This is a genomic window from Streptomyces sp. NPDC001927, assembly GCF_053594455.1.
Window position 1 is genome coordinate 51,884 of sequence record NZ_JBSFEN010000009.1, and the last position, 15,794, is coordinate 67,677.

Consider the following 15,794-nt stretch of genomic DNA (forward strand, 5'->3'; position numbering starts at 1 on the left):
TTTCGACTCTGTTGTGGGTCTGTTGTGGGTCTGTTGCGTGGAAGGGGTCAGTCCGTGGCAATCGCGTCGAGTTGGCCCCGGAGGTAGGAGTGGGACACGATGCCGTGGATGGTGGTGCCGGGGTTGCACTCGTAGAAGTAGACGAGCGAGATCAGCTCCTCGGTGGGTACGTCGGCGGGCGGCGGCAGCACGCGATGCCGGCCGGAGCGCCAGCGCGTCCCGGTCCAACCCGCCATCAAGTCCCCGATATTGACGGTGAAGGCGTCGGGGTCGTACGGCGCGTCCTGCCAGCCGTGCGTGTCCGTGTACACCTGGAGCCCGCCCTTGCCGGCCTGCCGGTCGAGGAGCGTGACCGTGCCGAAGTCGGTGTGCGGCCCGATCCGGAACTGCCCGGGCTCGGGCTCACCGGTCCGCTCGCGCCCCGGGTACCAGTTGATGTTGAAGCCGAAGGTGGGGTGCCCGGTGTGGCGGGTGAAGAAGTCCCGCTCCTCGCCGAGGGCTTCGCCGAGAAGATCGAGGACGTGGTCGGAGAGCGTCTGCATCTGCGTGAGGTAGGTCTGGACGAGCGGCTTCAGCTCGGGCACCTCTGCGGGCCAGGTGTTGGGCAGGAACCACTCGGCGTCGATGACGGGGTCGCCGGTGGGTCGGTCGGCCGCGAAGGAGAGCGACTCCTTCAGGTCGGGCGGGGTGACGGTCCCCTCCGCGTACCCGTTCGCCTCCGCCCCGGGCCCGAGCCACCCGCGCCCACCGACGCGGACGGCGTACGGCTCCTTCATGGCGGCGGGGAGGTGGAAGAACCGCCGGGCGACGTCCCGGATCTCGGCCCGCAGCCCCGGCTCGACCCCATGCCCGCTGACCAGCAGAAACCCGGCGTCACGCAGGGCACGGTCGACGGCGGGGAGCTGGGGGGCGGGGTCGCGGGCGAGGTCGATGGTGGGGAGGCCGGCGGAAGGGCTGGCTTCACTCATGTCCGATGTCCTCATTCCAGAGCGCGGGGTGTTGGGCGACGAACTCCCGCATGAGCGCGATGCATTCGGGATCGTGGAGGTGGACGATCTCCACCCCGTGCTCGGCCAGCCACTCGTCGCCGCCCCGGAAGGTCTCCGCCTCCCCGACGACCACCCGCGAGATCCCGAACTGCCGAACGAGCCCGGAGCAGTACCAGCACGGCGAGAGCGTCGTCACCATGGTGGTCCCGCGGTACGACCGCTGCCGCCCGGCCGCGCGAAAGGCGGCGGTCTCGGCGTGCAGGGAGGGGTCCCCGTCCTGCACCCGCCGATTCCGCCCCCGCCCGAGCAGGGTCCCGTCGGCGGCGTAGAGCGCGGCGCCGATCGGAATCCCACCTTCGTCCCGTCCGGCCCGGGCCTCGGCGAGGGCGGTGGCGAGCCATTGGTGTGCCTGTTCTTGGTCCACGGGGAGGAGCCTTCCCCGGAGGGCGGCTCGCCTCACGCGGGGGAGGGGTGAAGGGGTACGGGGCGGGGGCTTCCTTGGGGGTCGGGTGTCGGGCTCTTCGCGGGCTTCTGGTTCGGCCGCCCTCGTTCTGAGTGTGGCGGCCGGAGGGGGTGCGTCAAGGGCGCTCCCTGCGGTCGCGTCGCTTCGCGATGGCCTACGGCCACCCTTGACCCACCCCCTCCGGCCGCCTGCTTTTACTCGGGGGGCGGCCGGGGGGCGTGGCCACGGGGAAGGGCGGGGATCGCTGCGGTGGCGAGTCCGGCTTGCAGGCCGGTGGGTTGGGGGGGCCGGGTATCGCTCCGGCATGGGGGTGGCCTGCTGCTCGGTGGGGTGGGGGCCGGGTATCGCTCCGGTCGGGCTGATGCGTTGCCCCCGGTGGGTGGGGGCTTGGGGATTGGCTGGGCGGGGTGGGTCCCTTGCGTCCGGTGGGTGGGGGGCCGGGTATCGCTCGGGTCGGGCGGGTCTCTCGCGCCCGGTGGGTGGGGGCTCGGTTTGTGGCGGGGGTGTGGGGCATCGGTGCTGGTCGGCTCTGGGTGCGCGGCAGTGGAATGGGGCGGTGACGGCACCGGCTCAGCGGCCACCGGCCGAGGCTCGGCTGAGCCTCATGCCCCGCTGATTGCTCCCGGCGGGTCCCAAATCCCCTGCGGGAACCACGGTTGGGCCCTAAGTGCAGCGAACTCCGCATAGCCACACACGGACGGCGGCGATTGCCGGGGATATCGACTACGCGGGGGCGAGTTCGGGGGCAAACGTGCGTGCTTGAGGCGCTGGCGCGGTGACGGCACCGGCTCAGTGACTGACGCCAGACGGGCGGCCGAGCTTCATGCCCGGCTGGTCACCACCCGGCGTCATTGGGGCTGACGGCCCGGGAGTTCAGGCCGCTGCCCACGGCTCGGCGCGCCAGCCCGGCAATTCCTTGTCCAGCCATTCCTCGACGGTTCGCCGCCATGGGTCGGTGGGGTCGCTGTCGACGACATCGGCCCAGGCGTCCTCCGCGAGGTCCGGCTCGACCACGAGGCTGTCGAGGTATGCGTCGAAGTCGTCGGCGACGCTCGTGAAGACCCCCTTCGACAGGTACCCGGGGTGAGGGATGCCGTGAACGAAGGCATGAAGCCGGCCCTGGGTGGCCGGGTTCAGGTCCAGGAACAGTGTGTCGCTGCCGCCGTTGCGGGCGATCGGGAGAAGGCCGACCAGCGAGACCTCACGGGCAAGCCACCCGTCACGGCTTCGGCGGCACTCACCCAGCAGGGTGCCCCAGCCATAGCCACCGTCGCTGTCACGGCCGAGCTGGTAGAGATCGTCGAAGCTCTGGAACGGCTCCGGCCCACAGGCCGACAACCGCACCGAGTACGGGAGACTCTCCCCACCCGCCGCTTCCAGGAAGGATCGGTACGAGGACGGCAGCGGCAGGCCGATCTCCCGTTCGAGCGCTTCCACCTCGCCGCCTACGTACGGCCTGAACGGCCCCACGACCAAGCGGCCTCGATACCAGCGCGACAGCTCCTCGGACACGGCCAGAGTTTCGCACCCGGCTGCACGGCCACAGAAGGCCGGGCCCAACTGCCGGATCGCCACCTGTCTGCACGTTTGCCCCCGAAGTCGACACCGGACGCCCGATTTGCCCGGTAGCAACAATTGCTCGCGTGGGTTCGTGAAGCTCCGGCCTCGTTAACTGTCGCTGTCCTGGGCGGCCCTGAAGCCGCGATCCTGGATCACCGGGAAGACGCGCTGTGTGGTGGCGATCCACGCATCGATCTCGGCATGGGACGACCTGATGGCGCTGATCAGCGCTTCGATCACATCCAGCTTCGGCTTACCGACGTTCACGCTGAGCTCGTCCATCGACACCTCTTGGTACGACATGACCAGCTGCCACCAGAACCGCATGAGGAAGCGGCATTCCTGTGGGTCACGGTCGTCTGCGAGGCGATCATGAATGACCCTCTGGACGCACCGCCGCTGCTCGTCATCACGAAAGCCGGTGTTGAGGTCGGTCAGTGTCACGTCCGGACACTAACAACCGCGTTCGTTCACGACCCCGGGCCGGGCCCCAAGACCGCGTAGGGCATTCCGTTGGGGGTTCCAACGCCTCGGGCCGCCGCACGTTTGGCCCCGAACTCGCTCCCGCATAGCCGACACGTCCAGCAATCGCTGCCATCCGTCTGCGGCTATGCGAAGTTCGCTGCACTTAGGGCCCAACAAGTTGCTCCCGCAGGGGATTTGGGACCCACCGGGAGTAATCGGCGGGGCGTGAAGCCCAGCCGAGCCGCGACCGCCGGCCGCTGAGCCGGTGCCGTCACCGCCCCATTCCACTGCCGCGCACCCAGAGCCGACCGGCACCAGCTTCCCCGCCCCCGCCACAAACCGAGCCCCCACCCACCGGGCGCAAGGGACCCCTCCGACCGGAGCGATGCCCGGCCCCCCACCCACCGGGCCGCAAGCCGGACTCGCCGCCGCAGCGATTCCCGCCGTTCCCCGTGGCCACGCCCCCGGGGCGCCCTCCGAGAGTGTTTTCGCGCCTGGAGGCGTCGGGTCAAGGGTGGCCGTAGGCCATCGCGGAGCGACGCGACCGGAGGGAGCGCCCTTGACGCGGCGGTGGAAGGTGCGACTCTCGGAGAGAGGGCGGCCCCACCAGAAGCTCGCGGCCGCGTTCGGCCCGAGAGCCTTTCTTAGGCCTCCGTTCCCTGACCCTCGTCCGTCGGGAGCGGGTCGGCGACGAACGTGCCCTTGCCGTGGACGGTCAGGATCAGGCCCCGCTCGCGCAGGACCCGGGCTGCGCGACGGACCGTGAGGTAGGCGACGCCGTACTCCTCCGCGAGGTCTCGCTCGGCCGGCAGTCGGGCGCCTGGACTCAACTCGCCGGCCGCTACACGAGCGGCGATGTGGTCGGCCACCGCGACGTACACCAGCTGCGGGCCCTGCGGGTCGAACTCGGGGATCTGGTTGCGGTCGGTCACCCGTCCAACGTAAGCATCGAAGACCTGTGCGAACCACTGGTGAGCTATACAGAGCTATACATGCCTCGTAGGCTCGTGTGACACGAAAACCCCGGCGAGGTGGCTAGACCTCCCGGGGCATGGCCACCAACTGCAACAGGAGTTGATGACGTGCGGAACCCTATCGCGCGCCTACTGATCTGGCTGCTCGTCCTGACCCTGCCGCCCACCGGCAGGCACCGCCCCCGCCCGGTCCTCCGCCCCCGCCCGGTCCTCCGCCCCCGCCCGGTTCCCCACCCCCGCCCCACACCCCCACCCGCCGCGCCGCGCCACCACACCCCCACCCGCCGCTCCCCCTACGCCCACGAGCAGACGCTGCTCCTCGACGGCGCCCGCTCTCCCCTGGAGCGGCCCTACGTGCAGCGCAGGCGCCGGCAGATGTTGTGGCTGGCCACGGTCGGGGTGGACGTCGACCGGCGGAACATCCATGCGGGGGGCGTCCGTTGAGCCGTTGTGGGGCGCGGCGGCCCGTGGTCGCCGTCGTGGAAGTGATGCGCGCGGTGTGCGCGGGATCGGTCTGCGTCCTCGCGCCGGGGCACGACGGTCCGCACCGTGACCGTGCGGGGGACGCCTGGTGGGTGACCCCGGAGATCGCCGATGCCGTGAGCGTCTCCCTCCTGACCCGCGCCCTCGCAGGCGAGCCCGAGCCGGAGTTCCGGTCACCCCGCTGCATCGTGGGCCGCCACGACGGCTGCCGGGACGGGGTGCACCGTGACAGCGGCGCGGAAGGAGTTCGCCATCTCGTCTGCGGGTGCTTCTGTCATCCGGCTCACGGCGCTTGATCGGCTCGGCTGTTCGATGACGCGGAAGCCACGCGCGTCAGTCGAACCGGCTGACGATCTCCCGGAGTTCGCGGGCGCTTCGAGGCGACAGGGCCCCGATCACGGTGTCGAGGAGTGCGCGGGCTTCGAGTGGGTTGCCGCAGCAGCTCCAGTACGGCTCGCCCGACTCGTCGTCCTGCCACTGCTCGCGCGCGGGACGGCGGGCGTAGTCCTTCCACAGGTGCAGAGCCAAGATGACGTCTCCTGGCTGGAGATAGTTGCGGGAGTCCTCGAGATGGAAGATCTCGGACACCGCACGCGCGGACAGCCCGTCGAGGGCCGGACGGCCCTTTCGCGTCCGGTGGCGGGGGACCCCGGCCGGGGCGTGTCCTTGCCGCCTACGCGGCATGGACCTTTCGGTTCGTCGTCGTCATGCCGCGCATCGTGCCATGGCCTCGACCGTCGAATCGAGCGGATTACTCGCCGGCGGGCGGGCCACCGGCAGCGGTCGGAGCAGTTGCCGCCGATCGGCTGAAGCCCCGGAACGTACCGGCCAGGTGTGCGGAGCACGCGCCGCGGGTGGTCTTAGCTTGCCGAGCAATCCGCCGTTCTACCGAGAGGTCTCCGCCATGCGTTCCCTGCGTTCCCTGCTGACCGCCCTCGCCGCCGGTGCCCTCGTCCTCGGCACCGCCGGGGTCGCGAGCGCCGATGTCTATGTCAACTACGAGCCGGAGGACTCGCACACCATCGTGTTCGGCGACTGGCTCCAGTTCGCCGAGGACGACGTGTTCAACGCCGGTCACGACAACACCGTGGGCTCCAACAACTGAGCCCCATCGGTCGGGCCGATGGGCCCATCGAGAGGACGCCCCGCCGGCTCGTGGACCCGCCACCGGGGCCGTTCGTACCGTCGGGGGCATGAGAAACGAGAGTGGGACGCAGGCCCGGGGAACCGTCGAGTTGACCCTGGCCATGGTGCTCTCCGGCACCCTCGGCATCTTCGTCGTCGAGTCCGGGGCTTCGCCCTTCACCGTGGTGTTCTTCCGGTGCCTCTTCGGGGCCGTCGCCCTCGGGGTGTACAGCCTCCTGCGGGGGTACTTCCGCGGGCACGGGTTCACGGCGAAGAAGCTGGGGATGGCCGCCCTCGGTGGGGTGTTCATCGTCTTCAACTGGGTGTTCCTGTTCGAGGCGTACGAGGCGACCTCGATCTCCTTCGCCACCGTCGTCTACCACACCCAGCCGTTCTTCCTGGTGGTCCTCGGCGCCGTGCTCTTCCGGGAGCGGATCACCGCCGCCAAGTTCGGCTGGCTCGGGGTCGCCTTCGTCGGGCTCGTGCTCGTGTCCGGCATACGGCCCGGGGACACCGCCTCCCTCAAGGGGCTCGGGCTCGCCCTCGCCGCCGCCGTGCTCTACGCGCTCTCCACCGTCGTCACCAAGCGCGTCAGCGGGGTACGGCCGCATCTCGTCGCGCTCGTGCAGGTTCTTGTCGGGCTGCCGCTGCTGCTCCCCTTCGTTCGGTTCGGGGAGACCGCAGGCCTCGGCATGGGGTGGGCCTGGCTCGTCGGGCTCGGGTTCATCCACACCGGGGTCATGTACGTGTTGATGTACGCCGCCTACCAGAAGCTGCCCACCGCCAAGATCGCCGTGCTCGCCTTCACCTACCCCGCCGTCGCCATGCTCGCCGACTGGGCCGTGTACGGGCATCACATCGGGGTGGTGCAGGCCCTCGGGGTTCCACTGATCGTTCTCGCGAGCCTCAAGGTCACGCTCGCTGCTCCGACACCAGTCGCCGCGCCTGCTCCACGAACAGCCGCACATGCGCCGGAAGCCGCTTCCCCCGCCTCCACGCGATCTGCGTGAAGAGCGTGAACGGGACCTTCCAGTCCAGCTCCACCAGCACCCCGGACGACAGCTCCTCCGCCACCGTGATCCTGGGGACCAGCGCGATGCCCAGGCCGCTCGCCACGCCCCGCTTCGTCGCCTCGATCGTGCCGAACTCCATGAACGGCGGCGCCCACTCGCTGAGCGCCGCCTCGAAGAGGTCGCGGTACGGGCAGCCCGGCTCGGTGCCCACCAGTTGCGCGGCCGCCAGGTCCGCCGGAGTCAGGGACGTACGGGCCGCGAGAGGGTGGCGGGGTGAGGCGACCAGGGCCAGGGGTTCCGGGGCCAGGATCTCGCTCTCCAGGCCCGCGTGCTCCGTGTCCGGCTCCATCAGGAAGCCGATGTCGTACGTCCCCTGGCGCAGCGCCTGCCGCGTCTCGTCGCCGAGGGTGGTCCGCAGCGACAGCTGGACCTTCGGGTAGCGGTGGTGGAAGAGCTCCAGCAGGGGCGGCAGGCGGTAGGAGGTCAGGGACTCCATCGTGCCGATCGCGATCGTCCCCGCCGGTACGTCCGTCTCCGCGACCGCCGTCCTTGCCTCTTCCGTCAGCTCGATGATCCGGCGGGCGTACGGGACGAGGCGTTCACCCGCCTCCGTGAGGCGGATGCGGCTGCCGAGCCGCTCGAAGAGCTCCACGCCGAGCGAGGACTCCAGGGCACGGATCTGGCTGGTCACGCTGGACTGGGCGTACCGCAGTTCCGTCGCGGCGCGGGTGAAGGAGAGGACGGTCGCGACCTTCTCGAACGTGACCAGGAGCCTCAGCTCCATCAGCCGTTGTCCTTGTCCTTGTCCCCGCTCTTGCCCTCGTCCTGTTCGCGGTTCTTCAGTTCCTCCTCGCGGCGGCGCAGGTCCGCCTCCCAGTCCTTGAGGAGGGACTCGTCCTTCGCCCGCTTCTCATCAGACACAGCCTCTTCGCGGATGGACTTGAGGAACTCTGGGTTGTCGTCCGGCGCGACCCACTCGGTGCGGTGGTTGCGGTGCCACTCCGAGGGCGTACGGCCGCCGGCCGGGGCCTTGCGCATCTTGCCCGCGGCGAACCACACGATCGGGCCGACGATCCAGAACAGCAGGATGATGATGACCCAGACGACCTTCGGCAGGTGCTTGGCCTCGTCCTCGGGGGTGTTGAGGCAGTCGATGAAGGCGTAGATCGTCAGCGCCAGCGGCAGGATGAACATCAGCGCCCTGAGCATGTGGGACAGCCCCCTGGAAACAGTGGCGGGGAACGTTTCGTCGGCCCCGGTGACAGGTCAAGCCTAGCCGGTGACCGATACTTGCCCCTATGGCTTACGACGATCTCCGCTCGCTGCTCAGGGCGCTGGAGCGCGAAGGCGACCTCAAGCGCATCAAGGCCGAAGTCGATCCGTACCTGGAGGTCGGGGAGATCGTCGACCGGGTGAACAAGGCAGGGGGTCCGGCGCTTCTCTTCGAGAACGTCAAGGGCTCCGCCATGCCGCTCGCGATGAACGTCTTCGGCACCGACCGGCGGCTGCTCAAGGCGCTGGGCCTGAAGTCGTACGAGGACATCTCCGACAAGATCGGCGGGCTGCTCAAGCCCGAGCTGCCGCAGGGCTTCGTCGGCGTACGGGAGGCCTTCGGCAAGCTGGGCTCGATGGTCCACGTGCCGCCGAAGAAGGTGAAGGCCGAGAACGCCCCCGTGCAGGAGGTGGTCCTCACCGGCGACGACGTCGACCTGGACATGCTGCCCGCGCTCTTCACCTGGCCCAAGGACGGCGGGTCCTTCTTCAACCTGGGGCTCACCCACACCAAGCACCCCGAGACGGGTGTCCGGAACCTCGGGCTCTACCGGCTCCAGCGGCACGACAAGCGCACCATCGGCATGCACTGGCAGATCCACAAGGACAGCCGGAACCACTACGCGGTGGCCGCCGCGAAGGGGGAGCGGCTGCCGGTCGCCATCGCCTTCGGCTGTCCGCCGGCCGTGACGTACGCGTCGACGGCTCCGCTGCCCGGTGACATCGACGAGTACCTGTTCGCGGGCTTCGTGCAGGGCAAGCGGATCGAGATGGTCGACTGCAAGACCGTGCCGCTGCAGGTGCCGGCGCAGGCCGAGGTCGTCATCGAGGGCTGGCTCGAGCCGGGCGAGATGCTCCCGGAGGGGCCGTTCGGCGACCACACCGGGTTCTACACCCCGCAGGAGCCGTTCCCCGCGCTGAAGATCGACTGCGTCACCATGCGGAAGCGTCCGCTGCTGCAGTCGATCGTGGTAGGCCGGCCGCCGACCGAGGACGGTCCGCTGGGCCGCGCGACGGAGCGGTTCTTCCTGCCGCTCCTGAAGATCATCGTGCCGGACATCGTGGACTACCACCTGCCCGAGTCGGGCGGCTTCCACAACTGCGCGATCGTCTCGATCGACAAGAAGTACCCGAAGCACGCGCAGAAGGTCATGCACGCCATCTGGGGCGCGCACATGATGTCGCTGACGAAGCTGATCATCGTGGTGGACAAGGACTGCGACGTCCACGACCTGCACGAGGTGTCCTGGCGGGCGCTCGGGAACACCGACTACTCCCGCGACCTGACCGTCGTCGAGGGTCCTGTGGACCACCTCGACCACTCCTCGTACCAGCAGTTCTGGGGCGGCAAGGCGGGCATCGACGCGACGAAGAAGCTCCCCGAGGAGGGCTACACCCGGGACGGCGGCTGGCCGGACATGGTGGAGTCGGACCCGGCGACGGCGGCCCTCGTGGACCGCCGCTGGAAGGAGTACGGCCTGTGACCACCGCGGCCGTACCCGGCGCCCGGCCGGGGCGTACGAAGGCGTTCCTGCGTCTGGTGATGATCGAGCACTCGGTGTTCGCGCTGCCGTTCGCGTACATCGCCTCGCTGACCGCGATGTTCCAGCTGGACAAGAACATCCACTGGGGCAAGCTGCTGCTCGTCACCGTCTGCATGGTGGGGCTGCGGACCTTCGCGATGGCCTGCAACCGGATCATCGACCGGGAGATCGACGCCCGTAACCCGCGGACGGCCGGCCGCGAGCTGGTGACCGGCGCGGTGTCGGTGCGGTCCGCGTGGACGGGGGCGGGGATCGCCGTCGTCGTCTTCCTCGGGGCGGCGGCGCTGCTCAACCCGCTCTGCCTGGCGCTCGCGCCGCTCGCCGTGGTGCCGATGGTCGTCTATCCGTACGGCAAGAGGTTCACGAACTTCCCGCACGCGATCCTCGGCCTCGCGCAGGCCATAGGGCCGATCGGGGCCTGGCTCGCCGTGACGGGCACCTGGTCCTGGGACGCGGTGATCCTCGGGCTCGCGGTCGGGATCTGGATCGGCGGCTTCGACCTGATCTTCGCCTGCCAGGACGTCCAGGCGGACCGCGCCGAGGGCGTGAAATCGGTCCCGGCCCGCTTCGGCGTCCCGGCGGCGCTCTGGGCCGCGCGGGGCTCGGCGGTCGTCACGACGGGCCTGCTGGTCTGGTACGCGCTCGCCACCGACGCCGGAACGTTCTTCTGGGTCGGGCTCGTGATCGTGGTCGCCGCGTTCTGCTACGAGCACACGATCGTCAAGCCCCACGACCTGTCCCGGCTCAACCGCGCGTTCTTCACAACGAACGGGTTCATCGGCATTTCGCTGTTCCTGTGCGCGCTGATCGACCTGGTGATGCGGGGCCTGACGGTCTAGAGCGTCGGCCCGCTCCGTCTCAGTCGATCTCGAAGCGCGGGCGGGCCGGTGCGGCCGGTCGGGCCGGCGGCGCGGCCGCTGCCGCGTTCTCGGCCTCGGGCGCGTTCAACTCCCGGAGGCCGCCCGTCGGGTTCTGCACGGCCCAGAGGTCGACGCTGCCGTCCGAGTCCGAGTTGTAGTCCGAGTTCGACCCGACGTCCGCGCTGATGTTCTCGCCCTTGCGCGGAGCGCCCTTCTTGTCGTTGCGCCGCTTGATCGAGTCCTGCAGCGTGTTCGGGTTCTCGAGCAGCGGGAGACCGAGGCCGGGGGCGGACTCGCCCGTCGCGGCCTGGAAGACCGAGCGGGCGAAGGTGGTGCAGTTGAACGTGGCCAGGTTGTAGGAGTGGCCCTCGTTCGACCGGATGAACTCCCTCGCCTGGTTGTACTGCTCTTCCGTGAGCTCCGCGGTGAGCTTGGAGGTCGCGTTGCCCGGTTCGTCGTGGTTCCTCTTGACCACGCCCTTCACCGACTTGAAGGGCTTGTCGTGGGGGACCCGCTCGGCGGGGAAGAAGCCGTACGACTTCCACGTCCCCTTTCCGCCCTCCTCCTTGTAGAGGGCGACCCAGGCGTGACCGAGTGAGAGGTTCGCCCAGTAGTCGAGGTTGTGGGTGCGGCTGTTCTTCGCCGTCTGGATCTGGATCCGGTACCGCGGCTTGGGGGGCTCCTTCTTCTTGGCGGCGCCGCCGGCCTGCTCGTCGGCCTGCGTGGTGTTGGTGATGGCGAGCGTGCCTGCCTGCTGGCCGGTCTCTTCGACGGCTTGCGCGCCGGCTTGCTCGCCGGTCTGCGCGGGGGCGGGTTGGCCGGTCTGCTCGACGGCGGGCGCGGCCGCCCGCTCGCCCGCCTGCTCGCCGCCTCCGTGCGCCCGCTGGATCGCGTGCTGGACCGGGTGCTGAGCCGGGTGCTCGGTCGCGTGCTGCCGGCCGAGCGCGCGGACCGCGGCCGCGTTCCCGGCGCTGCGCTGGATGGCCTGGAGGGCCGCGGGCGTGAGGTGTCCGGGGTGCTGGTGCCCGGGGTGATGGCCGTGCTCCCGGTCCGCGGGCCGCTGCTCGTGCGCCGGGCCCTGCGTGGCCTCGGTCGCTTCGCGGTCTCGATGGGTGAACATGGCCGCTCCGGAAGGGTCCGACGTCATGACGTGCGCCCCCACACTCTTCTCGGGGGCCGGTCGACCGGCCCAGGCCCCCAAGGGCAGAGCCAGGGGCACCCCTGGGGGTACGCCGGCCCGGCCGGGCGGGTCACGCGGTCATCCCGTCAGGGCTGTCCTCGCGTCCTTCGCCTTGGGCCGGAAGAGGAACGCCGCGCCCGCGCCGGCCACCAGGCCGACGAGGTGGCCCTGCCAGCTGACGGTCGTGTTCGTGGGGGAGATACCGGCGAGGATGCTGCCGCCCCACACCGCGGCGATCGTGACCCCCACGGCGATGCCGAGGAGCTTGCGCTCCACGAAGCCGCGGACCACGAGGTAGCCGAAGAGGCCGAAGACCAGGCCGGACGCGCCGGCGGTGATCGAGTTCGACGGGGAGATCAGCCAGACGCCGACGCCGTCGGCCAGGATGATCAGTCCGCAGACGGCGAGGAAGCGGCGGATGCCGCCGAGCGCCGCGACGAAGCCGAGGACGAGCAGCGGGACGCTGTTGGCGGCGACGTGCCCGAAGCCGAAGTGCAGGAACGGCGCGGCGAGGACCCCGCCGAGGCTCTCGGGATCACGGGCGACGATGCCGTACTCGTCGAGCGCGTGACCCGTCGCGTAGTCGATGCCTTCGAGGGCCCAGAGGGCGGTCACCCAGACGAGCATCAGCTTGGTGGCGGCCTTGGCCCGGTCCGTCGAACTCCACTCGGCGATCCGCGGATCAGTCATCGCAGCCCCCTGCGGTCAGTGCGCCTCCCCCCGGAAACGTCCGGGACACCTTACCCAGTTCCTCCGGGTGGGCCCCGGCCGGAGGAACTCGGGAGCCGGAGCCGGTCCGGCGCACCCCGAGGCCTGCTTTCATCCGGAAGGAGCGAACGAGAACCCGTACAGACCCGCAGGTATATACAGTTTCCGCATGGCCACCTATCCGCTCGTGGAAGCCCGCAACCAGCTGGGCCAGTTGGTCGGCCGGGTCCGCCACGGCCGTGAGCACATTCTGATCAGCGAGTACGGCAAGCCCGCGGCGGCACTCGTGCCCGTAGAGGAGCTCGCCGAACTCCAGCGCCTGCGTGACGAGGCGGACATCGCCGAGGCCGCGCGCCGCGAGGCGGATCCGGGCGGGGTGCCGCTCAGTCACGAGGAGTTCATGGCCCAGTTGGAGGCCGAGGATCGCGAGGCTCAGCGATGACACATGCCGTGGTGTGGGAGCACCTTGCGATCAAGGTCGGAAGGGCGGCCTGAGAGGGCGGGGTGCTCGCGCCGCCGGATAGGCTCGTCGGCGTGGAGCGGGTAGTAGAGGAACAGCAGCGTCGTCCCTGGGTGGTCGGGGTGTCCGGGGCGTCGGGGACGCCGTATGCCGCCGCCGTGCTGAGGGGGCTGCTCGCGGCGGGGGAGAGCGTCGACCTGGTCGTGTCGCGGGCGTCGCGGCTGACGCTGCTCGACGAGACCGGGATCGCCTTCCGGGACGCGCACTGGCGCGAGGACCTGGCGACCTGGCTGGCGCGGGGCGCCGACGGGAAGCCGGAGACGTTCGCACCCCGGATCGACGACGTGCGGTACTGGGCGGCCGGGGATCTCGCCGCCGGGCCGTCATCGGGGTCGTACCCGGTGAAGGGGATGCTGATCGTGCCCGCGTCCACCGCCTCGGTGGCGGGCGTGGCGCTGGGGCTTTCGAAGGACCTGCTGCAGCGGGCGGCGAGCGTGACGCTCAAGGAGCGGCGGCCGCTGGTGGTCGCGGTGCGGGAGACCCCGCTGAACGGGCAGACGCTGAAGCACCTGGTCGCGCTGGACGAGGCGGGCGCCGTGGTGCTGCCCGCCTCGCCGGCGTTCTACGCGGGGGCGACGCACATCCAGGATCTGGTGGACTTCGTCGCGGGGCGGGTGCTCGACGCGGCAGGGGTGCCGCACAAGCTGTACCGCCGTTGGGAGGGGGAGCTCGGTGGAGCAGCCTCCCCCCGGGGGGATTAGGGCCGTGATCAGCGCTTCTTCGCGGTGCGCTTCTTCTCGGCGCGCCGGGCGGCGCGGGACGGCTGGTGGGCACGCGAGCGGTCGGCCAGGTCCTGCAGCTCGCGCATACGGGCGTAGGCCATCTCGATCGTGTACACGGTGAACACCACTCCTGAATGATCGTCTTTGTTCAATTGAAAGATTCACAGGGTGTCGACCCCTGTGTACCTTAGATTCTATACCTAAACTCGCGGTATCGCTGGACAATGGAAGGCTTCATACCTATGGACGCCGTGGACAGGCAGCTCATCCAGGCTCTGCGCGAGAACGGCCGCGCTTCGTACGCCGAACTCGGCCGGCTCGTCGGGCTCTCCGGCCCCTCCGTCACCGACCGCATCAACCGTCTGGAGGCGGCCGGCGTCATCACCGGCTACCGCGCGACGGTCGACGCCGCCTCGCTCGGCCTCGGCGTGACCGCCCTCATCGGCATCTCCCTCTCCGACGCCGCCGACCACGAGGACGTGGCGCGCCGCCTGAAGGACCTCGCCGAGATCGAGGACTGCTGGTTCATCGCCGGCGACGACTCGTACATGCTCAAGGTGCGGGTGGACGACGTCGACGGGCTGGAGAAGACCATCCGCCGTCTCTCCGGCACCAAGGGCGTCTCCCGTACCCGTACGACGATCGTGCTCTCCACGAAGTGGGAGAACCGGGTCGGGGATCTGCCCGAAGAGGGCTGAGAGTACGGTGGGTGGAGCCTGAAATCGTCAGACATGGGAGGCGGCCCTAGATGGACGCGGGACTCAAGCGCGAGCTGGAGCAGAAGGTCCGTTCCGGAGAGCGGCTGAGCCGCGAGGACGGCATCGCTCTGTACGCGTCCGACGACCTCGCCTGGCTCGGCGGCCTGGCCCACGAGGTCCGGACCCGCAAGAACGGTGACGTCGTCCACTTCAACGTCAACCGCCACCTCAACATGACGAACGTGTGCACCGCGTCCTGCGCGTACTGCTCGTTCCAGCGCAAGCCGGGCGAGAAGGACGCGTACACGATGCGCATCGAGGAGGCCGTCCGCCTCGCCAAGGCGATGGAGAACGAGAACCTCACCGAGCTGCACATCGTCAACGGGCTCCACCCCAACCTGCCCTGGCGCTACTACCCGCGCTCGCTCTCCGAGCTGAAGAAGGCGCTCCCGAACGTCTCCCTGAAGGCCTTCACCGCCACCGAGATCCACCACTTCGAGACCATCTCGGGCATGTCGGCCTCCGACATCCTCGACGAGCTCATCGAGGCCGGCCTGGAGTCCCTCACCGGCGGCGGCGCGGAGATCTTCGACTGGGAGGTCCGTCAGCACATCGTGGACCACCGCACCCACTGGGAGGACTGGTCCCGGATCCACCGCCTCGCGCACGAGAAGGGGCTCAAGACCCCCTCGACCATGCTGTACGGGCACATCGAGGAGCCCCGGCACCGCGTCGACCACGTGCTGCGCCTGCGTGAGCTCCAGGACGAGACCGGCGGCTTCCAGGTCTTCATCCCGCTGCGCTACCAGCACGACTTCGTGGACATGCAGGACGGCAAGGTCCGCAACAAGCTTCAGGCGCGCACGACGATGGCGACCGGCGCGGAGGCCCTCAAGACCTTCGCCGTCTCCCGCCTCCTCTTCGACAACGTGCCGCACGTCAAGGTCTTCTGGGTCATGCACGGCGTCCAGACCGCCCAGCTCGCGCTCCAGCACGGCGCCGACGACATGGACGGCTCGGTCGTCGAGTACAAGATCACGCACGACGCCGACAACTACGGCACCCCGAACAAGCTGGGCCGCGAGGACCTGCTCGAACTGATCCGGGACGCCGGCTTCCGCCCCGTGGAGCGGAACACGCGGTACGAGATCATCCGCGAGTACCCGGGCCCGGACGCGGACCGCCGCGAGTCGCCGCAGGCGATGCGGGTCTGAGGTA

General features: G+C 69.8%; 20 protein-coding genes. 9 read left to right on the forward strand and 11 right to left on the reverse strand.

Going from position 1 to position 15,794, the window contains the following annotated elements; translation table 11 throughout:
* Positions 1-47: 47 nt before the first annotated feature.
* From ACWCO8_RS24285 to ACWCO8_RS24305, 5 genes are all read right to left on the reverse strand, one after another.
* The gene (locus tag ACWCO8_RS24285) at positions 48-968 is read right to left on the reverse strand and encodes an isopenicillin N synthase family dioxygenase (RefSeq protein WP_451034017.1); all 921 of its coding nucleotides are present in this window, start codon (positions 966-968) and stop codon (positions 48-50) included.
* Positions 961-1,413 (reverse strand): nucleoside deaminase, encoded by a 453-nt coding sequence (locus ACWCO8_RS24290; protein WP_451034018.1) that lies wholly within the window; start codon positions 1,411-1,413, stop codon positions 961-963. Before ACWCO8_RS24290 ends, ACWCO8_RS24285 begins: the two co-directional genes overlap by 8 nt.
* A gap of 912 nt (positions 1,414-2,325) precedes the next feature.
* Complete coding sequence (locus ACWCO8_RS24295) at positions 2,326-2,964, reverse strand: SMI1/KNR4 family protein (RefSeq protein ID WP_451034019.1); 639 nt, start codon at positions 2,962-2,964, stop codon at positions 2,326-2,328.
* A 156-nt stretch (positions 2,965-3,120) separates the two neighbouring features.
* A complete protein-coding gene (locus tag ACWCO8_RS24300) occupies positions 3,121-3,456 on the reverse strand; it encodes a hypothetical protein (protein WP_451034020.1) in 336 nt (111 codons plus the stop codon).
* Positions 3,457-4,121: 665 nt separating this feature from the next.
* Complete coding sequence (locus ACWCO8_RS24305) at positions 4,122-4,409, reverse strand: GntR family transcriptional regulator (protein ID WP_451034021.1); 288 nt, start codon at positions 4,407-4,409, stop codon at positions 4,122-4,124.
* Between the two features lie 150 nt (positions 4,410-4,559).
* On the opposite strand from ACWCO8_RS24305, the gene ACWCO8_RS24310 reads away from it, so the two are divergent.
* Positions 4,560-4,895 (forward strand): hypothetical protein, encoded by a 336-nt coding sequence (locus ACWCO8_RS24310; RefSeq protein ID WP_451034022.1) that lies wholly within the window; start codon positions 4,560-4,562, stop codon positions 4,893-4,895.
* Positions 4,896-5,267: 372 nt separating this feature from the next.
* Here ACWCO8_RS24310 and ACWCO8_RS24315 read toward each other — a convergent pair whose 3' ends face one another.
* Complete coding sequence (locus tag ACWCO8_RS24315; RefSeq protein WP_451034023.1) at positions 5,268-5,462, reverse strand: hypothetical protein; 195 nt, start codon at positions 5,460-5,462, stop codon at positions 5,268-5,270.
* Between the two features lie 376 nt (positions 5,463-5,838).
* Between ACWCO8_RS24315 and ACWCO8_RS24320 the strand changes: the two genes are divergently transcribed.
* Together ACWCO8_RS24320 and ACWCO8_RS24325 are read left to right on the forward strand one after the other, a co-directional pair.
* A complete protein-coding gene (locus tag ACWCO8_RS24320) occupies positions 5,839-6,039 on the forward strand; it encodes a hypothetical protein (RefSeq protein ID WP_451034024.1) in 201 nt (66 codons plus the stop codon).
* A gap of 88 nt (positions 6,040-6,127) precedes the next feature.
* Positions 6,128-7,069: a DMT family transporter gene (locus tag ACWCO8_RS24325; protein ID WP_451034025.1), complete on the forward strand. Its 942-nt coding sequence runs from the start codon at positions 6,128-6,130 to the stop codon at positions 7,067-7,069.
* Here the strand turns inward: ACWCO8_RS24325 and ACWCO8_RS24330 are convergent.
* Positions 6,972-7,856, reverse strand: a complete 885-nt coding sequence (locus tag ACWCO8_RS24330) for a LysR family transcriptional regulator (RefSeq protein ID WP_451034026.1) — start codon at positions 7,854-7,856, stop codon at positions 6,972-6,974. The two genes, ACWCO8_RS24325 and ACWCO8_RS24330, sit on opposite strands and share 98 nt — an antisense overlap.
* The gene (locus ACWCO8_RS24335; RefSeq protein WP_451034027.1) at positions 7,856-8,281 is read right to left on the reverse strand and encodes a PLD nuclease N-terminal domain-containing protein; all 426 of its coding nucleotides are present in this window, start codon (positions 8,279-8,281) and stop codon (positions 7,856-7,858) included. Before ACWCO8_RS24335 ends, ACWCO8_RS24330 begins: the two co-directional genes overlap by 1 nt.
* 89 nt (positions 8,282-8,370) lie before the next feature.
* On the opposite strand from ACWCO8_RS24335, the gene ACWCO8_RS24340 reads away from it, so the two are divergent.
* Together ACWCO8_RS24340 and mqnP are read left to right on the forward strand one after the other, a co-directional pair.
* Positions 8,371-9,828, forward strand: coding sequence for a menaquinone biosynthesis decarboxylase (locus ACWCO8_RS24340; protein ID WP_451034028.1), 1,458 nt, complete (start codon positions 8,371-8,373; stop codon positions 9,826-9,828).
* Complete coding sequence (gene mqnP, locus ACWCO8_RS24345; protein WP_362012968.1) at positions 9,825-10,727, forward strand: menaquinone biosynthesis prenyltransferase MqnP; 903 nt, start codon at positions 9,825-9,827, stop codon at positions 10,725-10,727. The genes ACWCO8_RS24340 and mqnP overlap by 4 nt, the downstream gene beginning before the upstream one ends.
* A 19-nt stretch (positions 10,728-10,746) precedes the next feature.
* Here the strand turns inward: mqnP and ACWCO8_RS24350 are convergent, their stop codons facing one another.
* A complete protein-coding gene (locus ACWCO8_RS24350; protein ID WP_451034029.1) occupies positions 10,747-11,868 on the reverse strand; it encodes a hypothetical protein in 1,122 nt (373 codons plus the stop codon).
* Between the two features lie 138 nt (positions 11,869-12,006).
* Positions 12,007-12,618, reverse strand: a complete 612-nt coding sequence (locus ACWCO8_RS24355; RefSeq protein ID WP_451034030.1) for a rhomboid family intramembrane serine protease — start codon at positions 12,616-12,618, stop codon at positions 12,007-12,009.
* Positions 12,619-12,805: 187 nt separating this feature from the next.
* Between ACWCO8_RS24355 and ACWCO8_RS24360 the strand changes: the two genes are divergently transcribed.
* Complete coding sequence (locus tag ACWCO8_RS24360) at positions 12,806-13,078, forward strand: type II toxin-antitoxin system Phd/YefM family antitoxin (protein ID WP_451034031.1); 273 nt, start codon at positions 12,806-12,808, stop codon at positions 13,076-13,078.
* Positions 13,079-13,170: 92 nt separating this feature from the next.
* Complete coding sequence (locus ACWCO8_RS24365; RefSeq protein WP_362012975.1) at positions 13,171-13,857, forward strand: UbiX family flavin prenyltransferase; 687 nt, start codon at positions 13,171-13,173, stop codon at positions 13,855-13,857.
* Between the two features lie 8 nt (positions 13,858-13,865).
* Here the strand turns inward: ACWCO8_RS24365 and ACWCO8_RS24370 are convergent, their stop codons facing one another.
* Positions 13,866-14,006 (reverse strand): hypothetical protein, encoded by a 141-nt coding sequence (locus ACWCO8_RS24370; RefSeq protein ID WP_362012977.1) that lies wholly within the window; start codon positions 14,004-14,006, stop codon positions 13,866-13,868.
* A gap of 114 nt (positions 14,007-14,120) precedes the next feature.
* Between ACWCO8_RS24370 and ACWCO8_RS24375 the strand changes: the two genes are divergently transcribed.
* Together ACWCO8_RS24375 and mqnE are read left to right on the forward strand one after the other, a co-directional pair.
* Positions 14,121-14,576, forward strand: coding sequence for an Lrp/AsnC family transcriptional regulator (locus ACWCO8_RS24375; protein WP_318104107.1), 456 nt, complete (start codon positions 14,121-14,123; stop codon positions 14,574-14,576).
* 50 nt (positions 14,577-14,626) lie between these two features.
* Complete coding sequence (gene mqnE, locus ACWCO8_RS24380; RefSeq protein WP_362012978.1) at positions 14,627-15,790, forward strand: aminofutalosine synthase MqnE; 1,164 nt, start codon at positions 14,627-14,629, stop codon at positions 15,788-15,790.
* The last annotated feature ends 4 nt before the right edge of the window (positions 15,791-15,794 follow it).

Bases quoted from the DNA above. Each gene is read 5' to 3' on its own strand.
- ACWCO8_RS24355 (WP_451034030.1), bottom strand. From the start codon at position 12,618: ATGACTGATCCGCGGATCGCCGAGTGGAGTTCGACGGACCGGGCCAAG.
- ACWCO8_RS24325 (WP_451034025.1), top strand. From the start codon at position 6,128: ATGAGAAACGAGAGTGGGACGCAGGCCCGGGGAACCGTCGAGTTGACC.
- ACWCO8_RS24360 (WP_451034031.1), top strand. From the start codon at position 12,806: ATGGCCACCTATCCGCTCGTGGAAGCCCGCAACCAGCTGGGCCAGTTG.
- ACWCO8_RS24340 (WP_451034028.1), top strand. From the start codon at position 8,371: ATGGCTTACGACGATCTCCGCTCGCTGCTCAGGGCGCTGGAGCGCGAA.
- mqnE (WP_362012978.1), top strand. From the start codon at position 14,627: ATGGACGCGGGACTCAAGCGCGAGCTGGAGCAGAAGGTCCGTTCCGGA.
- ACWCO8_RS24330 (WP_451034026.1), bottom strand. From the start codon at position 7,856: ATGGAGCTGAGGCTCCTGGTCACGTTCGAGAAGGTCGCGACCGTCCTC.
- ACWCO8_RS24320 (WP_451034024.1), top strand. From the start codon at position 5,839: ATGCGTTCCCTGCGTTCCCTGCTGACCGCCCTCGCCGCCGGTGCCCTC.
- ACWCO8_RS24350 (WP_451034029.1), bottom strand. From the start codon at position 11,868: ATGTTCACCCATCGAGACCGCGAAGCGACCGAGGCCACGCAGGGCCCG.
- ACWCO8_RS24375 (WP_318104107.1), top strand. From the start codon at position 14,121: ATGGACGCCGTGGACAGGCAGCTCATCCAGGCTCTGCGCGAGAACGGC.
- ACWCO8_RS24285 (WP_451034017.1), bottom strand. From the start codon at position 968: ATGAGTGAAGCCAGCCCTTCCGCCGGCCTCCCCACCATCGACCTCGCC.
- ACWCO8_RS24335 (WP_451034027.1), bottom strand. From the start codon at position 8,281: ATGCTCAGGGCGCTGATGTTCATCCTGCCGCTGGCGCTGACGATCTAC.